The sequence below is a fragment of the Bacillus sp. 1A genome (genome assembly GCF_052682215.1).
The window spans coordinates 2,359,010-2,371,419 of record NZ_JBQYLZ010000001.1; the positions used below are offsets into that span (position 1 = coordinate 2,359,010).

19 protein-coding genes are annotated in these 12,410 nt (G+C 36.9%); 13 read left to right on the plus strand and 6 right to left on the minus strand.

Annotated features, from left to right (window positions below; genetic code table 11):
• Nucleotide 1: 1 nt before the first annotated feature.
• A complete protein-coding gene (locus tag ACUN0F_RS11960) occupies nt 2-688 on the minus strand; it encodes a DUF1129 family protein (RefSeq protein WP_445539527.1) in 687 nt (228 codons plus the stop codon).
• Between the two features lie 5 nt (nt 689-693).
• On the minus strand, nt 694-1,011 hold the full coding sequence (locus ACUN0F_RS11965) for a PadR family transcriptional regulator (protein WP_098047930.1): 318 nt from the start codon (nt 1,009-1,011) through the stop codon (nt 694-696).
• Nucleotides 1,012-1,167: 156 nt separating this feature from the next.
• Between ACUN0F_RS11965 and splB the strand changes: the two genes are divergently transcribed.
• The 3 genes from splB (at nt 1,168) to ACUN0F_RS11980 (ending at nt 3,483) form a co-directional block, all read left to right on the plus strand.
• Nucleotides 1,168-2,193 (plus strand): spore photoproduct lyase, encoded by a 1,026-nt coding sequence (gene splB / locus ACUN0F_RS11970; protein ID WP_000802111.1) that lies wholly within the window; start codon nt 1,168-1,170, stop codon nt 2,191-2,193.
• A 144-nt stretch (nt 2,194-2,337) separates the two neighbouring features.
• A complete protein-coding gene (gene mntR, locus ACUN0F_RS11975; RefSeq protein WP_001143070.1) occupies nt 2,338-2,766 on the plus strand; it encodes a transcriptional regulator MntR in 429 nt (142 codons plus the stop codon).
• Between the two features lie 54 nt (nt 2,767-2,820).
• Entirely contained in the window at nt 2,821-3,483 is a 663-nt protein-coding gene (locus ACUN0F_RS11980; protein ID WP_445539528.1) for an HAD family hydrolase, read from the plus strand.
• Here the strand turns inward: ACUN0F_RS11980 and ACUN0F_RS11985 are convergent.
• Together ACUN0F_RS11985 and ACUN0F_RS11990 are read right to left on the minus strand one after the other, a co-directional pair.
• Nucleotides 3,480-3,881, minus strand: coding sequence for an SA1362 family protein (locus ACUN0F_RS11985; RefSeq protein ID WP_283882671.1), 402 nt, complete (start codon nt 3,879-3,881; stop codon nt 3,480-3,482). The two genes, ACUN0F_RS11980 and ACUN0F_RS11985, sit on opposite strands and share 4 nt — an antisense overlap.
• Nucleotides 3,882-3,960: 79 nt before the next feature.
• A complete protein-coding gene (locus ACUN0F_RS11990; RefSeq protein WP_000807116.1) occupies nt 3,961-4,881 on the minus strand; it encodes a DUF1385 domain-containing protein in 921 nt (306 codons plus the stop codon).
• Between the two features lie 244 nt (nt 4,882-5,125).
• Between ACUN0F_RS11990 and ACUN0F_RS11995 the strand changes: the two genes are divergently transcribed.
• From ACUN0F_RS11995 to efp, 4 genes are read left to right on the plus strand one after another with little or no spacing between them, the layout of a single operon-like run.
• Nucleotides 5,126-5,614 (plus strand): YqhR family membrane protein, encoded by a 489-nt coding sequence (locus ACUN0F_RS11995; RefSeq protein ID WP_000076903.1) that lies wholly within the window; start codon nt 5,126-5,128, stop codon nt 5,612-5,614.
• Nucleotides 5,615-5,666: 52 nt separating this feature from the next.
• Nucleotides 5,667-6,107, plus strand: coding sequence for a type II 3-dehydroquinate dehydratase (aroQ, locus tag ACUN0F_RS12000; RefSeq protein ID WP_000757087.1), 441 nt, complete (start codon nt 5,667-5,669; stop codon nt 6,105-6,107).
• Between the two features lie 4 nt (nt 6,108-6,111).
• On the plus strand, nt 6,112-7,173 hold the full coding sequence (pepQ, locus tag ACUN0F_RS12005) for a Xaa-Pro dipeptidase (protein WP_087985171.1): 1,062 nt from the start codon (nt 6,112-6,114) through the stop codon (nt 7,171-7,173).
• A 21-nt stretch (nt 7,174-7,194) separates the two neighbouring features.
• Nucleotides 7,195-7,752 (plus strand): elongation factor P, encoded by a 558-nt coding sequence (gene efp, locus ACUN0F_RS12010; RefSeq protein WP_000626521.1) that lies wholly within the window; start codon nt 7,195-7,197, stop codon nt 7,750-7,752.
• Nucleotides 7,753-7,787: 35 nt separating this feature from the next.
• Here the strand turns inward: efp and ACUN0F_RS12015 are convergent, their stop codons facing one another.
• On the minus strand, nt 7,788-8,108 hold the full coding sequence (locus ACUN0F_RS12015; RefSeq protein WP_445539529.1) for a hypothetical protein: 321 nt from the start codon (nt 8,106-8,108) through the stop codon (nt 7,788-7,790).
• Entirely contained in the window at nt 8,089-8,667 is a 579-nt protein-coding gene (locus ACUN0F_RS12020; protein WP_445539530.1) for a GNAT family N-acetyltransferase, read from the minus strand. The genes ACUN0F_RS12015 and ACUN0F_RS12020 overlap by 20 nt, the downstream gene beginning before the upstream one ends.
• Before the next feature lie 180 nt (nt 8,668-8,847).
• Between ACUN0F_RS12020 and ACUN0F_RS12025 the strand changes: the two genes are divergently transcribed.
• From ACUN0F_RS12025 to spoIIIAE, 6 genes are read left to right on the plus strand one after another with little or no spacing between them, the layout of a single operon-like run.
• On the plus strand, nt 8,848-9,129 hold the full coding sequence (locus ACUN0F_RS12025; protein WP_000816054.1) for a YqhV family protein: 282 nt from the start codon (nt 8,848-8,850) through the stop codon (nt 9,127-9,129).
• 28 nt (nt 9,130-9,157) lie between these two features.
• Nucleotides 9,158-10,084, plus strand: coding sequence for a stage III sporulation protein AA (spoIIIAA, locus tag ACUN0F_RS12030; RefSeq protein WP_000665891.1), 927 nt, complete (start codon nt 9,158-9,160; stop codon nt 10,082-10,084).
• On the plus strand, nt 10,078-10,593 hold the full coding sequence (gene spoIIIAB / locus ACUN0F_RS12035; RefSeq protein ID WP_000238693.1) for a stage III sporulation protein SpoIIIAB: 516 nt from the start codon (nt 10,078-10,080) through the stop codon (nt 10,591-10,593). The genes spoIIIAA and spoIIIAB overlap by 7 nt, the downstream gene beginning before the upstream one ends.
• Nucleotides 10,594-10,607: 14 nt before the next feature.
• Nucleotides 10,608-10,811: a stage III sporulation protein AC gene (spoIIIAC, locus tag ACUN0F_RS12040; RefSeq protein WP_000020914.1), complete on the plus strand. Its 204-nt coding sequence runs from the start codon at nt 10,608-10,610 to the stop codon at nt 10,809-10,811.
• Between the two features lie 23 nt (nt 10,812-10,834).
• Complete coding sequence (spoIIIAD, locus tag ACUN0F_RS12045) at nt 10,835-11,218, plus strand: stage III sporulation protein AD (RefSeq protein ID WP_079998460.1); 384 nt, start codon at nt 10,835-10,837, stop codon at nt 11,216-11,218.
• Nucleotides 11,219-11,228: 10 nt separating this feature from the next.
• The gene (gene spoIIIAE, locus ACUN0F_RS12050; RefSeq protein WP_000943696.1) at nt 11,229-12,401 is read left to right on the plus strand and encodes a stage III sporulation protein AE; all 1,173 of its coding nucleotides are present in this window, start codon (nt 11,229-11,231) and stop codon (nt 12,399-12,401) included.
• Nucleotides 12,402-12,410 lie beyond the last annotated feature (9 nt).

Consider the following 12,410-nt stretch of genomic DNA (forward strand, 5'->3'; position numbering starts at 1 on the left):
GTTACTCCTTTTTAAAGTCTAAATATTCTTTTTTGTAGAAGAGTTTATATAGTGCATAGCAAGAGATGGCTAGTAAAGCGCCAATCCAAGGTGAGATTTGTAATGTAGTATAGGGCTGTTTCATAAATAAAAAGGAAATACCGATTAATAGTATCCATAGGCTATGGCGTATGAAAAATTCTCCAAGTTGCCTCCAAATAGTTGTTTTATTTTTAAATAAATCAGTGTTAATAAAATCGAAAACAAAACGTATCATAAGATGTACGGACAAGATAAATGCAAGCAGATAAATGAAATCAATGTGTACAAATTTAAAACGTGCTTCATTTGAAAATAAGGGAAATATCAATGCAATTACGGAAGAAACAGCAAAATATATTGCTAACAGGTAACTAGTTATAAATAAAGGAATCGATAATTGTTCCCATAAACTTTGTGTCGGTAGGGCAGCAATTAGTTCGTCACAGTATGCCTGTAAGTCGTCGCCAAAAATATCATAAGCACTTTTTTCTTCTTGCTGGGCTTCGATAAGGTGATCGAGAATTTCGATTAGCAGTTCTTCTGCGTGGTATTCTGGTACTTTAGCTAAGCGAATGTATATTAACATGTCACTATAGGCGGTTTCATTTTCTGTAGTTAATAATTTACGCTTTCCGTTATTTAGTTCGATTAAATCTTTCGCCTTCATCCCTATCACTCCCCTTGTAATAAATTGTTCACCGTTGTTGAAACCATTCCCCAGCTTTGTTTAAATTCTTCAAGCTGTTCTAATCCTTTATCGGTTACGTGATAATATTTACGTTTTGGACCGAGTGAGGAGGCTTTTAATGTTCCTTCAATCAATTTTTCTTTTTGCATACGTAACAATAACGGATATATGCTTCCTTCGCTTACGAATGTAAATCCTTGTTTATTTAATTTTGTACTCAGTTCATATCCGTACACTTCTTCTTGTGAAATGATGTATAGGATGCAACCTTCGAGCACACCTTTTAACATTTGGCTGTGCATGATTTCCCCACCTTTTACTCAGGTAACTTGCGTTGCAAGGTAGCTGTTATCCAAATTATAACATTCAGTAACTTGCAACGCAAGTTACTGAAGTGGAAAACTTTAATGAGTGTTAATTTTTCATCGTTTCCCATACTAACGAGAGGAGGGAAGTATATGAAACCATTTATGCCAAAACTCGTTTACTTTGAACCGAAGGCACTCGAATATCCGCTTGGAAAAGAGCTGTATGAGAAGTTTACGAAGATGGGATTAGAAATTCGTGAAACGACATCCCATAATCAAATTAGAAATTTGCCAGGTGAAAATGACTTGCAAAAGTATCGTAATGCAAAGGCAACACTTGTCGTTGGGGTGAGGAAAACATTAAAGTTTGATACGTCAAAACCGTCAGCTGAATATGCAATTCCGCTCGCAACGGGGTGTATGGGACATTGTCATTATTGCTATTTGCAAACGACACTTGGGAGTAAGCCTTACGTTCGCGTGTATGTCAATCTTGATGAAATATTTGAGAAGGCAAAGCAGTATATGGATGAAAGAGCACCAGAAATAACAAGGTTTGAAGCGGCTTGTACATCAGATATTGTTGGAATTGATCATTTAACACATGCATTAAAGCGGACGATTGAATTCATTGGAGAAAGTGAGCATGGGCGTTTACGTTTCGTTACGAAATATTCGCACGTTGATCATTTATTAGATGCAAAACATAATGGGAAAACTCGTTTTCGATTTAGTATTAATTCACGGTATGTAATCAAAAATTTTGAGCCGGGGACATCACCTTTTGAAGAACGAATTGAAGCAGCTCGTAAAGTAGCAGGTGCGGGTTATCCACTTGGGTTTATAGTTGCGCCACTTTATATGCATGAAGGATGGGAAGAAGGATACCGTGAACTATTTGAGCGACTGTACAATGCGCTAAAAGATTTGTCGATACCGAATTTAACATTTGAATTAATTCAACATCGCTTTACAAAACCAGCAAAAAAGGTCATTCAAGAGCGTTATCCGAATACGAAGCTTGAAATGGATGAAGAGAAGCGCAAATATAAATGGGGACGATATGGCATCGGGAAATACGTATATAAAAAAGATGATGCAGAAGTATTGGAAGAAACGATTAGAGGATATATTCATCACTTTTTTCCTAACGCAGAAATTCAATATTTTACATGAAAAGAACTTGTATTGGAATGCAAGTTCTTTTTTCTTTTAAATATTTAGGCTTGTTTTCAACTTGTCACGTTATTCTTTCTGGTGTATCATTTTATTGATTGCTTCGTACGGAATGAGCAAAATGAAATTGGATGGAGGAAACCGATGCCTACCCCTAGTATGGAAGATTATATTGAACAAATTTATTTGTTGATTGATGAAAAGGGTTATGCCCGCGTATCTGATATTGCTGAAGCGCTGAGTGTACATCCATCCTCTGTAACAAAAATGGTGCAAAAATTAGACAAAGATGAATATCTAATTTATGAAAAATATAGAGGGCTTGTATTAACATCAAAAGGTAAAAAAATCGGAGAGCGTCTCGTATACCGTCATGACTTGCTAGAGCAATTTATGCGTATTATCGGTTTGGATGAAAGTAAAATTTACAATGATGTAGAAGGAATTGAACATCATTTAAGTTGGGAAGCAATTGACCGCATTGGTGATCTAGTGCAATATTTTGAACAAGATGAGATTCGAGTGGAAACACTTCGTGGCGTTCAAAAAGCAAATGAAGAGAAAAGTAATTAAGGGGGAACGTATGTCGTTTCCTTTTTTATTTCAACCGAAAAGGATGGGGAAATTATGAAAGCAATTATTTTTGATTTTGATGGATTAATTGTGGACACAGAAACAATATGGTTTCACTCTTTCAGAGACGCCGTTCGTGAGTACGGTGGGGAGTTACCTTTAGAGGAATTTGCAAAATGTATTGGAACGACAGATGATGTACTATATGCATATTTAAATGAGCAATTAAAAGAGAAGTTTAACAAGGATGCATTAAAAGAAAAAGTGAAAACTTTACATAAAGAGAAAATGAAAATACCAGAAGCTCGTGACGGGGTAAAAGAATATTTAGAGGAAGCGAAAGAAATGGGATTGAAAATCGCATTAGCTTCCAGTTCATCTAGAGAATGGGTTACTTCTTTTTTGGAAGAGCTACAAATTCGAGATTATTTTGAAGTCATTAAAACAAGGGAAGATGTTGAGAAGGTAAAACCGGATCCAGCACTTTATCGAATTGCGATAGAAGATTTAGGGATTGATCCGTCTGAAGCTGTTGTATTTGAAGACTCGTTAAACGGATTAAAAGCAGCGATTGCAGCAGGATTAAAGTGCGTTGTTGTACCTAATGATGTGACACGGAAATTACCATTTGAAAATCATCATCTTCGAATTGAAAGTATGAAAGATAAAAGTCTGAAAGAAGTACTGCAAAATATAAAAAAAGACCGTATTTCCTAAAAGGAAGCACGGTCTTTCTTTTTGTTTTTTTTACCTTCAATGACAGTTAAATGAGATTGTTTTCTTTTTCGCTTCAAAGTGGAAGGATTCCCTTTTTTCCCTTTGTCATTAGAAGCGTTTGATTTCAAGAAAGAATTGCTTAGGGGTGCTACATTTTGTTTCCCATGTTTGCGGTTCGATTGTTTCGCTGCACGCTTATAAGAGCTTTGCGAATTTGCAGAACCACTAGAATTTGTAAACATCTTGTATAGCAAATAAAAGATACCGACAACAAGTAACATGTACCCGATATTTCTTAATACACCCATTGGATTTGTAATGACAGATGAGACAAGGCCGAATATTGCTAATCCGATAATAAGCATAACTATAGCGAATGTAAACGAACGACCGTTCATAAGGGACACCTCCTAAAAACATATATTAAAATTAGTATATTAACGATGAGGAAAGGAGTTGAACACCAATTTTAAATAATTATTGTTTGTTTTCTAAACGTAATAATTCTTCAAACGATGCAATGGCTACTTCCACTTGATCATCTGTTGGTTCTTTCGTTGTTAATAGTTGCAGCCATAATCCGGGATATCCAAGTATGCGTAATACTGGAATATCGCGTAATCGATTTGTAAATTGTAACACTTCAAAAGAAATGCCGAGAACGACTGGAATTAATAAAATTCGGTTTACGACTCTGGCCCAAAGTGGATCTGTAGGGACAAGGAAATAAACAAACATTCCAATAATGACTGTAAATATAATAAAGCTACTGCCACAGCGATAATGAAGGCGAGTTTGTTTTTGAACATTTTCTACAGTCATTGGAAGATTATTCTCATAGGCATTAATTACTTTATGCTCCGCACCATGGTACTGAAATACCCGTTTAATAAGTGGGGTTAAAGAAATAAAGTATATATAGCTCAATAATAGCATGAGCTTAATGACACTTTCGACAATGATTTGCCCTGTATGAGAAGGGAAAATCGGTCTCGTTAATTCAGCTAGTAGTGCAGGAACTGCTGTGAAAATGACTTTACCGAATATGAAAGATAAAACGCCAACTGCTGCAACTCCTAATACCATCGTTAATTTCGATTGTTCTTCTTTGTTATTTGCAATTTGTTCGTCTTCTTCTGGGTGGACATCAAATCGTTCTGAAGCAAAGTTTAAATGTTTTGCTCCATTCGCACTTGCATCCACAATAGCGGCAATCCCTCGTAAAAATGGAATTTTTTTCAGGATAGATAATGCTTTATTACGAACGCGTGGTAATCGATAAAATTCAATCGATTTATCTTTACGACGAACCGCTGTAACAGTATATTCTCTACCGCCAAACATAACTCCTTCTATGACTGCTTGCCCGCCATATATTTGTTTTGACTCTTCTGCCATGTTAACACCAACCTGTATTTGTTTCTCTCTTATGTAGAAAAAGAGGCAATTGTCATACTGGGTTCTGTCATTTTGAAATAAGACAATCACCGAGTTTCCTTTATTTTATCGACAAATACAAGTATATGACAAGGAAAAATGTTACGAGAGTCGGACATTTCTTATTCTTTTTATAGACAAATTTCGCAGTATTTAAACATGGTTCAAAATAGTTTCGGGCATACTATTGAGCGGAGGTGTCGATGTGAGTCAAGAACAATTAGGAACAAGGAATTATGTGCAAATTGGTTTGTTTGGTGGAATCTTTTGGGGGGGGATATGGTATTTCCTTCATATATTTTCATTCACGGAAGCGGGACCGAACTATTTACTATTACCATTTGCCTTTGGAAGCTGGAAAGAAGGGATATGGGGCAATGTATCAGGAATTATTTGTATGGGATTACTCTCAATTTTGATTGCCTTTTTGTATAAAGCGTTTTTGGCGAAGTTTGAAGGAATTATTCCAGGAATGATTTATGGGCTATTTTGGTGGGCGTTACTATTTTTCGGAATGGGATTAATAGCGCCTGCCATTAAAAGTGCACTCCATTTACCGAAAGAAACAATTGTGACGACGATATGTATTTTTATATTGTATGGTGTGTTTATAGCATACTCTGTTTCCTACGCAGTAAATACGAATAAAGCTGAGCGAGAAGGGGAAGAGAAGACGAACTATTCAAACAAGTAACTCCTATGTTAAAATGTTGTATAGATATTTAATATTAAGGAGTTTTAAACATATGAAAAAGGTACTCCTCGTAAACGGTCCTAACCTAAATCGCCTCGGTGTCAGGGAGGTAAATGTATATGGAAAGGGCACGCTAGCGACACTTGAAGCGGATATGAAGCAAGAAGCAGAAACAATGGGAGTGGAGTTAGAATGTTTCCAATCGAATCATGAAGGTGCGATTATCGATCGTATTCATGAGGCGGAAGATATATATGAAGGGATCATTTTAAATCCTGGAGCATTTACGCATTATAGCTATGCGATTCGAGATGCAATTGCGAGCATTTCGATTCCTGTTATTGAAGTACATATTTCTAACATTCACCAGCGTGAGTCGTTCCGTCACGAATCTGTGACGGCAGCTGTTTGTGCGGGACAAATTGTAGGATTTGGTTTTTATGGCTATAAGTTAGCGTTATTTGCATTAATGGAGAAATTGAGGGAGGCATAAAGTAATGGAGAAAATCGAAAGAGTAAGAAGTGCATTTGATGAGGCAGGTATTGACGGTATTTTGTTAACAAATGAACACAGTCGTAGATATATGGCTAACTTCACAGGAACAGCTGGTGTTGTACTGATTTCGAAAAATCGTGCTCAATTTATTACAGATTTCCGATATGTAGAGCAGGCTAGTAAACAAGCGGTTGGATACGAGATTGTACAGCATGCAGGATTAATCATTGATGAAGTTGCAAAGCAAGTGAAGCAACTGGGAATTCAAAAGCTTGGCTTTGAGCAAGATACTCTTACATATAGTTCTTATTCAGCGCATAAAGAAGTAATCGATGCTGAATTTATCCCAACTTCTGGGCTTGTAGAAAAGTTACGCTTGATAAAGACTGATTCAGAGATTAAGATATTAAAGGAAGCTGCACAGATTGCAGATGCTGCCTTTGAACATATTCTATCATTCATTCGCCCGGGAGTATCTGAAATTGAAGTGTCAAATGAACTTGAATTTTTCATGAGAAAACAAGGAGCAACATCTTCTTCGTTTGATATTATCGTTGCTTCAGGTCTTCGTTCGGCATTACCGCACGGCGTGGCATCTGAAAAAGTGATAGAAACAGGAGATTTCGTTACATTAGACTTCGGCGCTTATTACAAAGGATATTGTTCTGATATTACTCGTACGATTGCAGTTGGCGAACCATCTGATAAATTGAAAGAAATTTATAATATCGTTTTAGAAGCACAATTACGTGGTGTGAACGGTATTAAAGCTGGTTTAACAGGCCGTGAAGCGGATGCGTTAACGCGCGATTACATAACGGAAAAAGGATATGGTGAATACTTTGGACACTCTACTGGTCATGGAATTGGTCTTGAAATCCATGAAGCACCAGGTTTAGCGTTCCGTTCTGATACAGTACTTGAACCAGGAATGGCTGTAACAGTAGAACCAGGTATTTATATTCCAGGTATTGGCGGCGTACGTATTGAAGATGATATCATTGTAACAAGTGAAGGTAATGAAGTAATTACGAAATCACCAAAAGAACTTATTATTTTGTAATATACAGGAGGATTTTTTTACATGATTTCAGTAAACGATTTTCGTACAGGTTTAACAATTTCAGTGGACAATGCCCTTTGGCAAGTAATGGATTTCCAACACGTAAAGCCAGGTAAAGGTGCTGCATTCGTTCGCTCTAAACTACGTAACCTTCGCACAGGATCTGTTCAAGAGAAAACATTCCGTGCAGGTGAAAAAGTAGAAAAAGCACACATCGAAAACCGTCGTATGCAATACTTATACGCGAGCGGTGAGTCTCACGTATTTATGGATAACGGAACTTACGAGCAAATCGAACTTGGTGAAAACCAAATCGAGCGCGAACTTAAATTCCTAAAAGAAAACATGGAAGTATCTATTATGACATACCAAGATGAAGTACTTGGTGTTGAACTTCCGAACACAGTTGAATTAAAAGTGTCAGAAACAGAGCCTGGTATTAAAGGCGATACAGCTTCTAACGTAACAAAACCAGCTACATTAGAAACTGGTCTTGTTGTACAAGTACCAATCTTCATTAACGAAGGCGAAATGCTTATCATCAACACTGGTGAAGGTAAATACGTTTCTCGTGCATAGTAGAAAAGCACTCGTGATCATCACGAGTGCTTTTTTTATAGGAAATAGGGTAGATAGTAAATAGCAGTGATAATAAAACTAACTAAAACAAGTGAAAGAGTACCCGCCATATATGGAGTGAAAACGATTTGAAATGGTTTTATTTTGCCAGTCTCAACACCAGTTAATGTTTTACTTATTGCATGATCCGTAATGTTGTTTCTATGATTACTCATAATAATTAGCCATGTAATTGCAAATATCGCTAAACTACCAAGGAAAAAGGCCTCCATAAATGACCAACTGACCAATTTTGAAAAAAGATAAATAAGAGCTAATTCTACTACGACTGTTAAACTAATTTTTACTACCTTCATATTTTTCCTTCTCCTTTTGTAGGTCTAGCCAATTTAGAAATTTTTCACGTGACACGACATGTAGTACACAAGAAGATTTTACTTCATTCTCTAAGGCAGAATGTTCACCGGGGAATCTATCTTCCACATGCAATGAAATATAAGGCAGTTTTTCTTGTGCTTTTAACGAGCGGACATTATTCGTTTTAGCTCCAGTAAATACGTAGGAAAGTTGTAAGTCCAAAAAAGCAATTTTAAAGATTTCTTTTTTAGCAGCCTCGTTATATCCTTTTCTCCAGTATGGATAGCCGAGCCAACTACCAATGTGAGATTGTTTCTTTTCATAATTAATATGTTTAAGTGTGGTGAGACCAATTATTTCGTTTTCTTCATTTACAATCATTCTCGATAAAGACCTCTTTTGGCGCTCTTCTTCTATTGCGAAAAGAAGAAATGCTTTCGTGTCTTCGATCTTTTCTACTTTTATTCCTAATGCATTTTTTACGTGGGGATCACTTGATAGCTTGAAAATCACATTTGCATAGCGTAAATCGAGTGGTACTAAAGTAACGTGTTGCATCGTCTATACCCCTTTTAAATTAAATATACCATAAAATAATAGGAATATTCAGATTTGATAAAAGTGTTAGAGAAAAGTTATGTTTTTACTTCTGAAATAGACAACCTCTGCATATGGTTGTACAAATATATTCTTTTTTAGCATATAGCATTAGTAACCGTTATGGGAGAAGGTGGGAGAATGAAACAGTGGCTAGCGGCAATGGAAACATCCGTGCTTGTAATGGGGTTACTTCGGTTGTTTTCGGGTAGCGCAGAAATATTCGCCGCTTTGCTTATGCTTTATGTGAATGATGCGAAGAAAGCATTGTTTATAAATGGTATGTTGGCGTTTGTTGGACCGACCGTATTAATTTTAACAATGACAATAGGCATAGCGAGTGTGGCAAGTGAGATTTCTTTCTTGAAACTCTTTTTTCTAGCGCTTGGAATTGGCTGCATTTTTATCGCGTTGTTGAAATAAGTAAGCCAGGTATAGTGGGGAGAAGCTGATGAAAGAAGTATTAGAAGTTTTACCGAAAACGATGAAGCAGCTAGTGGAAAGTTGTAAGCAATACGATGCTCTAGAGGAAATTCGTGTTCGAATTGGAAGACCGCTAGAGTGTATTGCTCATGGCGAAGTGTTTTTTTATGACTATATCGTTACAGCAGAGGATGCCATTTACTTATTGAATAAGTTAAGTCAATTCTCAATTTATACGATGGAAGAGGAATTAAAACGTGGGTATGTGACACTTCGAGGAGGACATAGAATCGGCTTAGCTGGAAAAGTCATTACAGAAAAAAGCGCAGTGAAAATGATTCGAGATGTCTCTTCCTTTAATATTCGTATCGCTCGTCAAAAAATAGGAATAGCTGAACCACTTTTGCCGTATTTGTATGAATCACGATGGTTAAACACGATGGTAATTGGCCCACCGCAAACGGGGAAAACAACACTTTTAAGAGATGTAGCACGTTGTATGAGTCAAGGTGTAAGTGCTTCGAAAATTCCTTCTTGTAAAGTGGGGATTGTTGATGAGCGGTCAGAAATTGCAGGTTGTGTGAAAGGTATTCCGCAATATGACTTCGGCACACGAGTAGATGTGTTAGACGCATGTCCAAAAGCTGAAGGAATGATGATGATGATTCGTTCTATGAGTCCAGATATTTTGATTGTAGATGAAATTGGGCGTAAAGAAGATAGTGAAGCAATTATGGAGGCGGTGCATGCAGGGGTTCAGCTTTTTATAAGCGCACATGGATTTTCTTATGATGATGTTGTGAAACGCCCATCACTAAAGGCGGTGCTGGAGCTCGGCATATTTGATAGGTTTGTGGAGCTATCAAAAGCAAGAGGGCCAGGAACAGTTATGCAAGTAAAAGATAAATATGGGAAATCGGTATTACCTCATAGAAAGGCGCAAAGCGTATGGTGAAAATATTTGGTGCAGTGTTAATCGTTGCGGTCAGCACCTTTTTCGGATTTTCATACGCTAAAAGATACAGTGAGAGACCAAGGCAACTTAGATTATTAAAAGCGGCACTTCAATCATTAGAGGCAGAAATTATGTATGGGCACACACCTTTGTCTGAAGCTGCCGAGCGATTAGTGAAACAAATGCCTAAGCCGTTAAATTGGATATTTCAAAGTTTCGCTAGAAGGCTAGAAGGTGGAGAACAAACAGTAAGAGAAGCTTGGATAGATAGTTTGAAAGAAAATTGGAAGCTAACAGCATTTCAACAAACTGAGTACGAGATTTTGCAGCAATTTGGCGAAACGCTCGGACAACATGATCGAGAATCACAACAAAAACATATTCGCTTATGTATTACACATTTAGAGAGAGAAGAAGAGGAAGCGAAAGCATTACAACTGCAATACGAAAAAATGATCAAGAGCTTAGGGGTACTAGCGGGTCTACTTATCGTAATTTTACTGCTATAGGAGGGAGAAAGGCGATGTCCATTGATGTTGGATTAATATTTCAAATCGCCGGAATCGGCATTGTTTTAGCTTTTATTCATACCGTACTAAAAGAATTAAAGCGAGAGGATATTGCAAATTGGGTTATCCTTGTCGGTTTTGTCGTTATTTTATTTCATGTCGCATTTTTAATTAATACGCTATTCGACAAGATTAAGAGTGTCTTTCTCTTCCAGTAAAGGAGGCGGTTCGAATCGAAATTATACAAATTGTCGGATTAGGCCTCGTTGCTACGTTTTTAGCAGCTGTATTAAATCAGCATAAATCTAGCATTACGTCGTTATTTATTGTGTTCGTAGGTAGCGTGATGTTTCTTCTTTTAATTGATCAAATTCACTCTATTTTACAAATGATTGAGAGAGTAGCGAGTGAAGCAAAAGTTAGCAACGTATATGTAGAAACGTTGCTAAAAATTATTGGAATTGCTTATATTGCTGAGTTTGGAGCACAAATTACAAAAGATGCAGGGCAGGGGGCAATCGCTTCGAAAATTGAATTAGCTGGAAAAATCTTAATTTTAGTAATGGCGATTCCTATTTTGACGGTTGTCATTGAAACTATTCTCGGATTTTTACCGACGGGATAAGGGGGAGTGAATGTTGAGGGGGTTTGGAGCTAAGCTGCTATTTGCTTGCTTCCTTTTCTTTTCTTTACCGGTTGTTGTACAAGCTTCTCCTGTAGAAACAAACGTCGTTGATCAACAATTGGATAAGCTCGGAATTGAAGATGTGAAGCAATTTTGGGACGGGCTTGTTACAAAATATGGAGGTTATTTACCAGAGAGTCAAAAAGGTAGCTTTATGGAGTTTGTAAAGGGAGAAAAAGAAATTTCTATAAAAGAGTGGATGCTAGGTTTATTAAAGTATTTATTTCACGAGCTTGTTGCAAATGGGAAGCTGCTGGGAACGCTCATTATGCTTACAATTTTTAGTGCATTGTTGCAATCACTGCAATCTGCATTTTCAAAGAGTAGTGTAAGTAAAATTGCGGATGCAGTTGTATATATGGTACTTATTATTTTCGCTTTAAATAGTTTTTATGTCGTCATGACATATGCAAGAGAAACGATACAAACAATGGTAGATTTCATATTAGCGCTATTGCCAATCTTGCTTGCACTCATAGCAACTGGAGGTGGTGTTGTATCTGTATCGTTTTTTCATCCGATTATTATCTTTTTAATGAACACGAGCGGGCTTTTGATGAATTATATCGTTCTACCACTTTTATTACTTGCAACGATATTAAGTATTGTAAGTACGATGAGTGATCAATATAAAGTTACGAAATTGTCCAAGCTCCTGCAAAACGTTAGCGTTGGGATTATCGGTATTTTTTTAACGATTTTTTTAGGGGTATTATCTGTACAAGGAACAGCGACAGCTGTTGCTGATGGAATAGCTGTGAAAACTGCTAAATTTGTAACAGGGAACTTTATTCCCGTAGTAGGAAGAATGTTTACAGAGGCGGCGGATACTGTTATTAGTGCATCGGGATTATTAAAAAACACAGTCGGAATTATCGGGCTCGTCATTCTATGCTTAATTGTTGCTTTTCCAGCGATTCAAATTTTTTGTATCGCGTTTATTTATAAATTCGCAGCAGCAGTATTACAGCCAGTTGGCAGCGGAGCAATTATTCAATGTTTAGATATTATCGGGCGAAGCATCATTTATGTATTTGCTTGCTTAGCTATCGTATCATTTATGTTCTTTTTAAGTATCACAATTATTATTGCTGCGGGGAACATTACACTTATGATGCGGTAGGAGGTGAAG

Excerpts from the sequence above, each read along its gene's own strand:
- ACUN0F_RS11960 (WP_445539527.1), bottom strand. The coding sequence starts at position 688 with ATGAAGGCGAAAGATTTAATCGAACTAAATAACGGAAAGCGTAAATTA.
- ACUN0F_RS12020 (WP_445539530.1), bottom strand. The coding sequence starts at position 8,667 with ATGCAACACGTTACTTTAGTACCACTCGATTTACGCTATGCAAATGTG.
- spoIIIAE (WP_000943696.1), top strand. The coding sequence starts at position 11,229 with ATGTTGAGGGGGTTTGGAGCTAAGCTGCTATTTGCTTGCTTCCTTTTC.
- efp (WP_000626521.1), top strand. The coding sequence starts at position 7,195 with ATGATTTCAGTAAACGATTTTCGTACAGGTTTAACAATTTCAGTGGAC.
- aroQ (WP_000757087.1), top strand. The coding sequence starts at position 5,667 with ATGAAAAAGGTACTCCTCGTAAACGGTCCTAACCTAAATCGCCTCGGT.
- splB (WP_000802111.1), top strand. The coding sequence starts at position 1,168 with ATGAAACCATTTATGCCAAAACTCGTTTACTTTGAACCGAAGGCACTC.
- ACUN0F_RS11965 (WP_098047930.1), bottom strand. The coding sequence starts at position 1,011 with ATGCACAGCCAAATGTTAAAAGGTGTGCTCGAAGGTTGCATCCTATAC.
- ACUN0F_RS12015 (WP_445539529.1), bottom strand. The coding sequence starts at position 8,108 with ATGAAGGTAGTAAAAATTAGTTTAACAGTCGTAGTAGAATTAGCTCTT.
- ACUN0F_RS11985 (WP_283882671.1), bottom strand. The coding sequence starts at position 3,881 with ATGAACGGTCGTTCGTTTACATTCGCTATAGTTATGCTTATTATCGGA.
- ACUN0F_RS11990 (WP_000807116.1), bottom strand. The coding sequence starts at position 4,881 with ATGGCAGAAGAGTCAAAACAAATATATGGCGGGCAAGCAGTCATAGAA.
- pepQ (WP_087985171.1), top strand. The coding sequence starts at position 6,112 with ATGGAGAAAATCGAAAGAGTAAGAAGTGCATTTGATGAGGCAGGTATT.
- spoIIIAA (WP_000665891.1), top strand. The coding sequence starts at position 9,158 with ATGAAAGAAGTATTAGAAGTTTTACCGAAAACGATGAAGCAGCTAGTG.
- ACUN0F_RS12025 (WP_000816054.1), top strand. The coding sequence starts at position 8,848 with ATGAAACAGTGGCTAGCGGCAATGGAAACATCCGTGCTTGTAATGGGG.
- spoIIIAC (WP_000020914.1), top strand. The coding sequence starts at position 10,608 with ATGTCCATTGATGTTGGATTAATATTTCAAATCGCCGGAATCGGCATT.
- ACUN0F_RS11980 (WP_445539528.1), top strand. The coding sequence starts at position 2,821 with ATGAAAGCAATTATTTTTGATTTTGATGGATTAATTGTGGACACAGAA.
- mntR (WP_001143070.1), top strand. The coding sequence starts at position 2,338 with ATGCCTACCCCTAGTATGGAAGATTATATTGAACAAATTTATTTGTTG.
- spoIIIAB (WP_000238693.1), top strand. The coding sequence starts at position 10,078 with ATGGTGAAAATATTTGGTGCAGTGTTAATCGTTGCGGTCAGCACCTTT.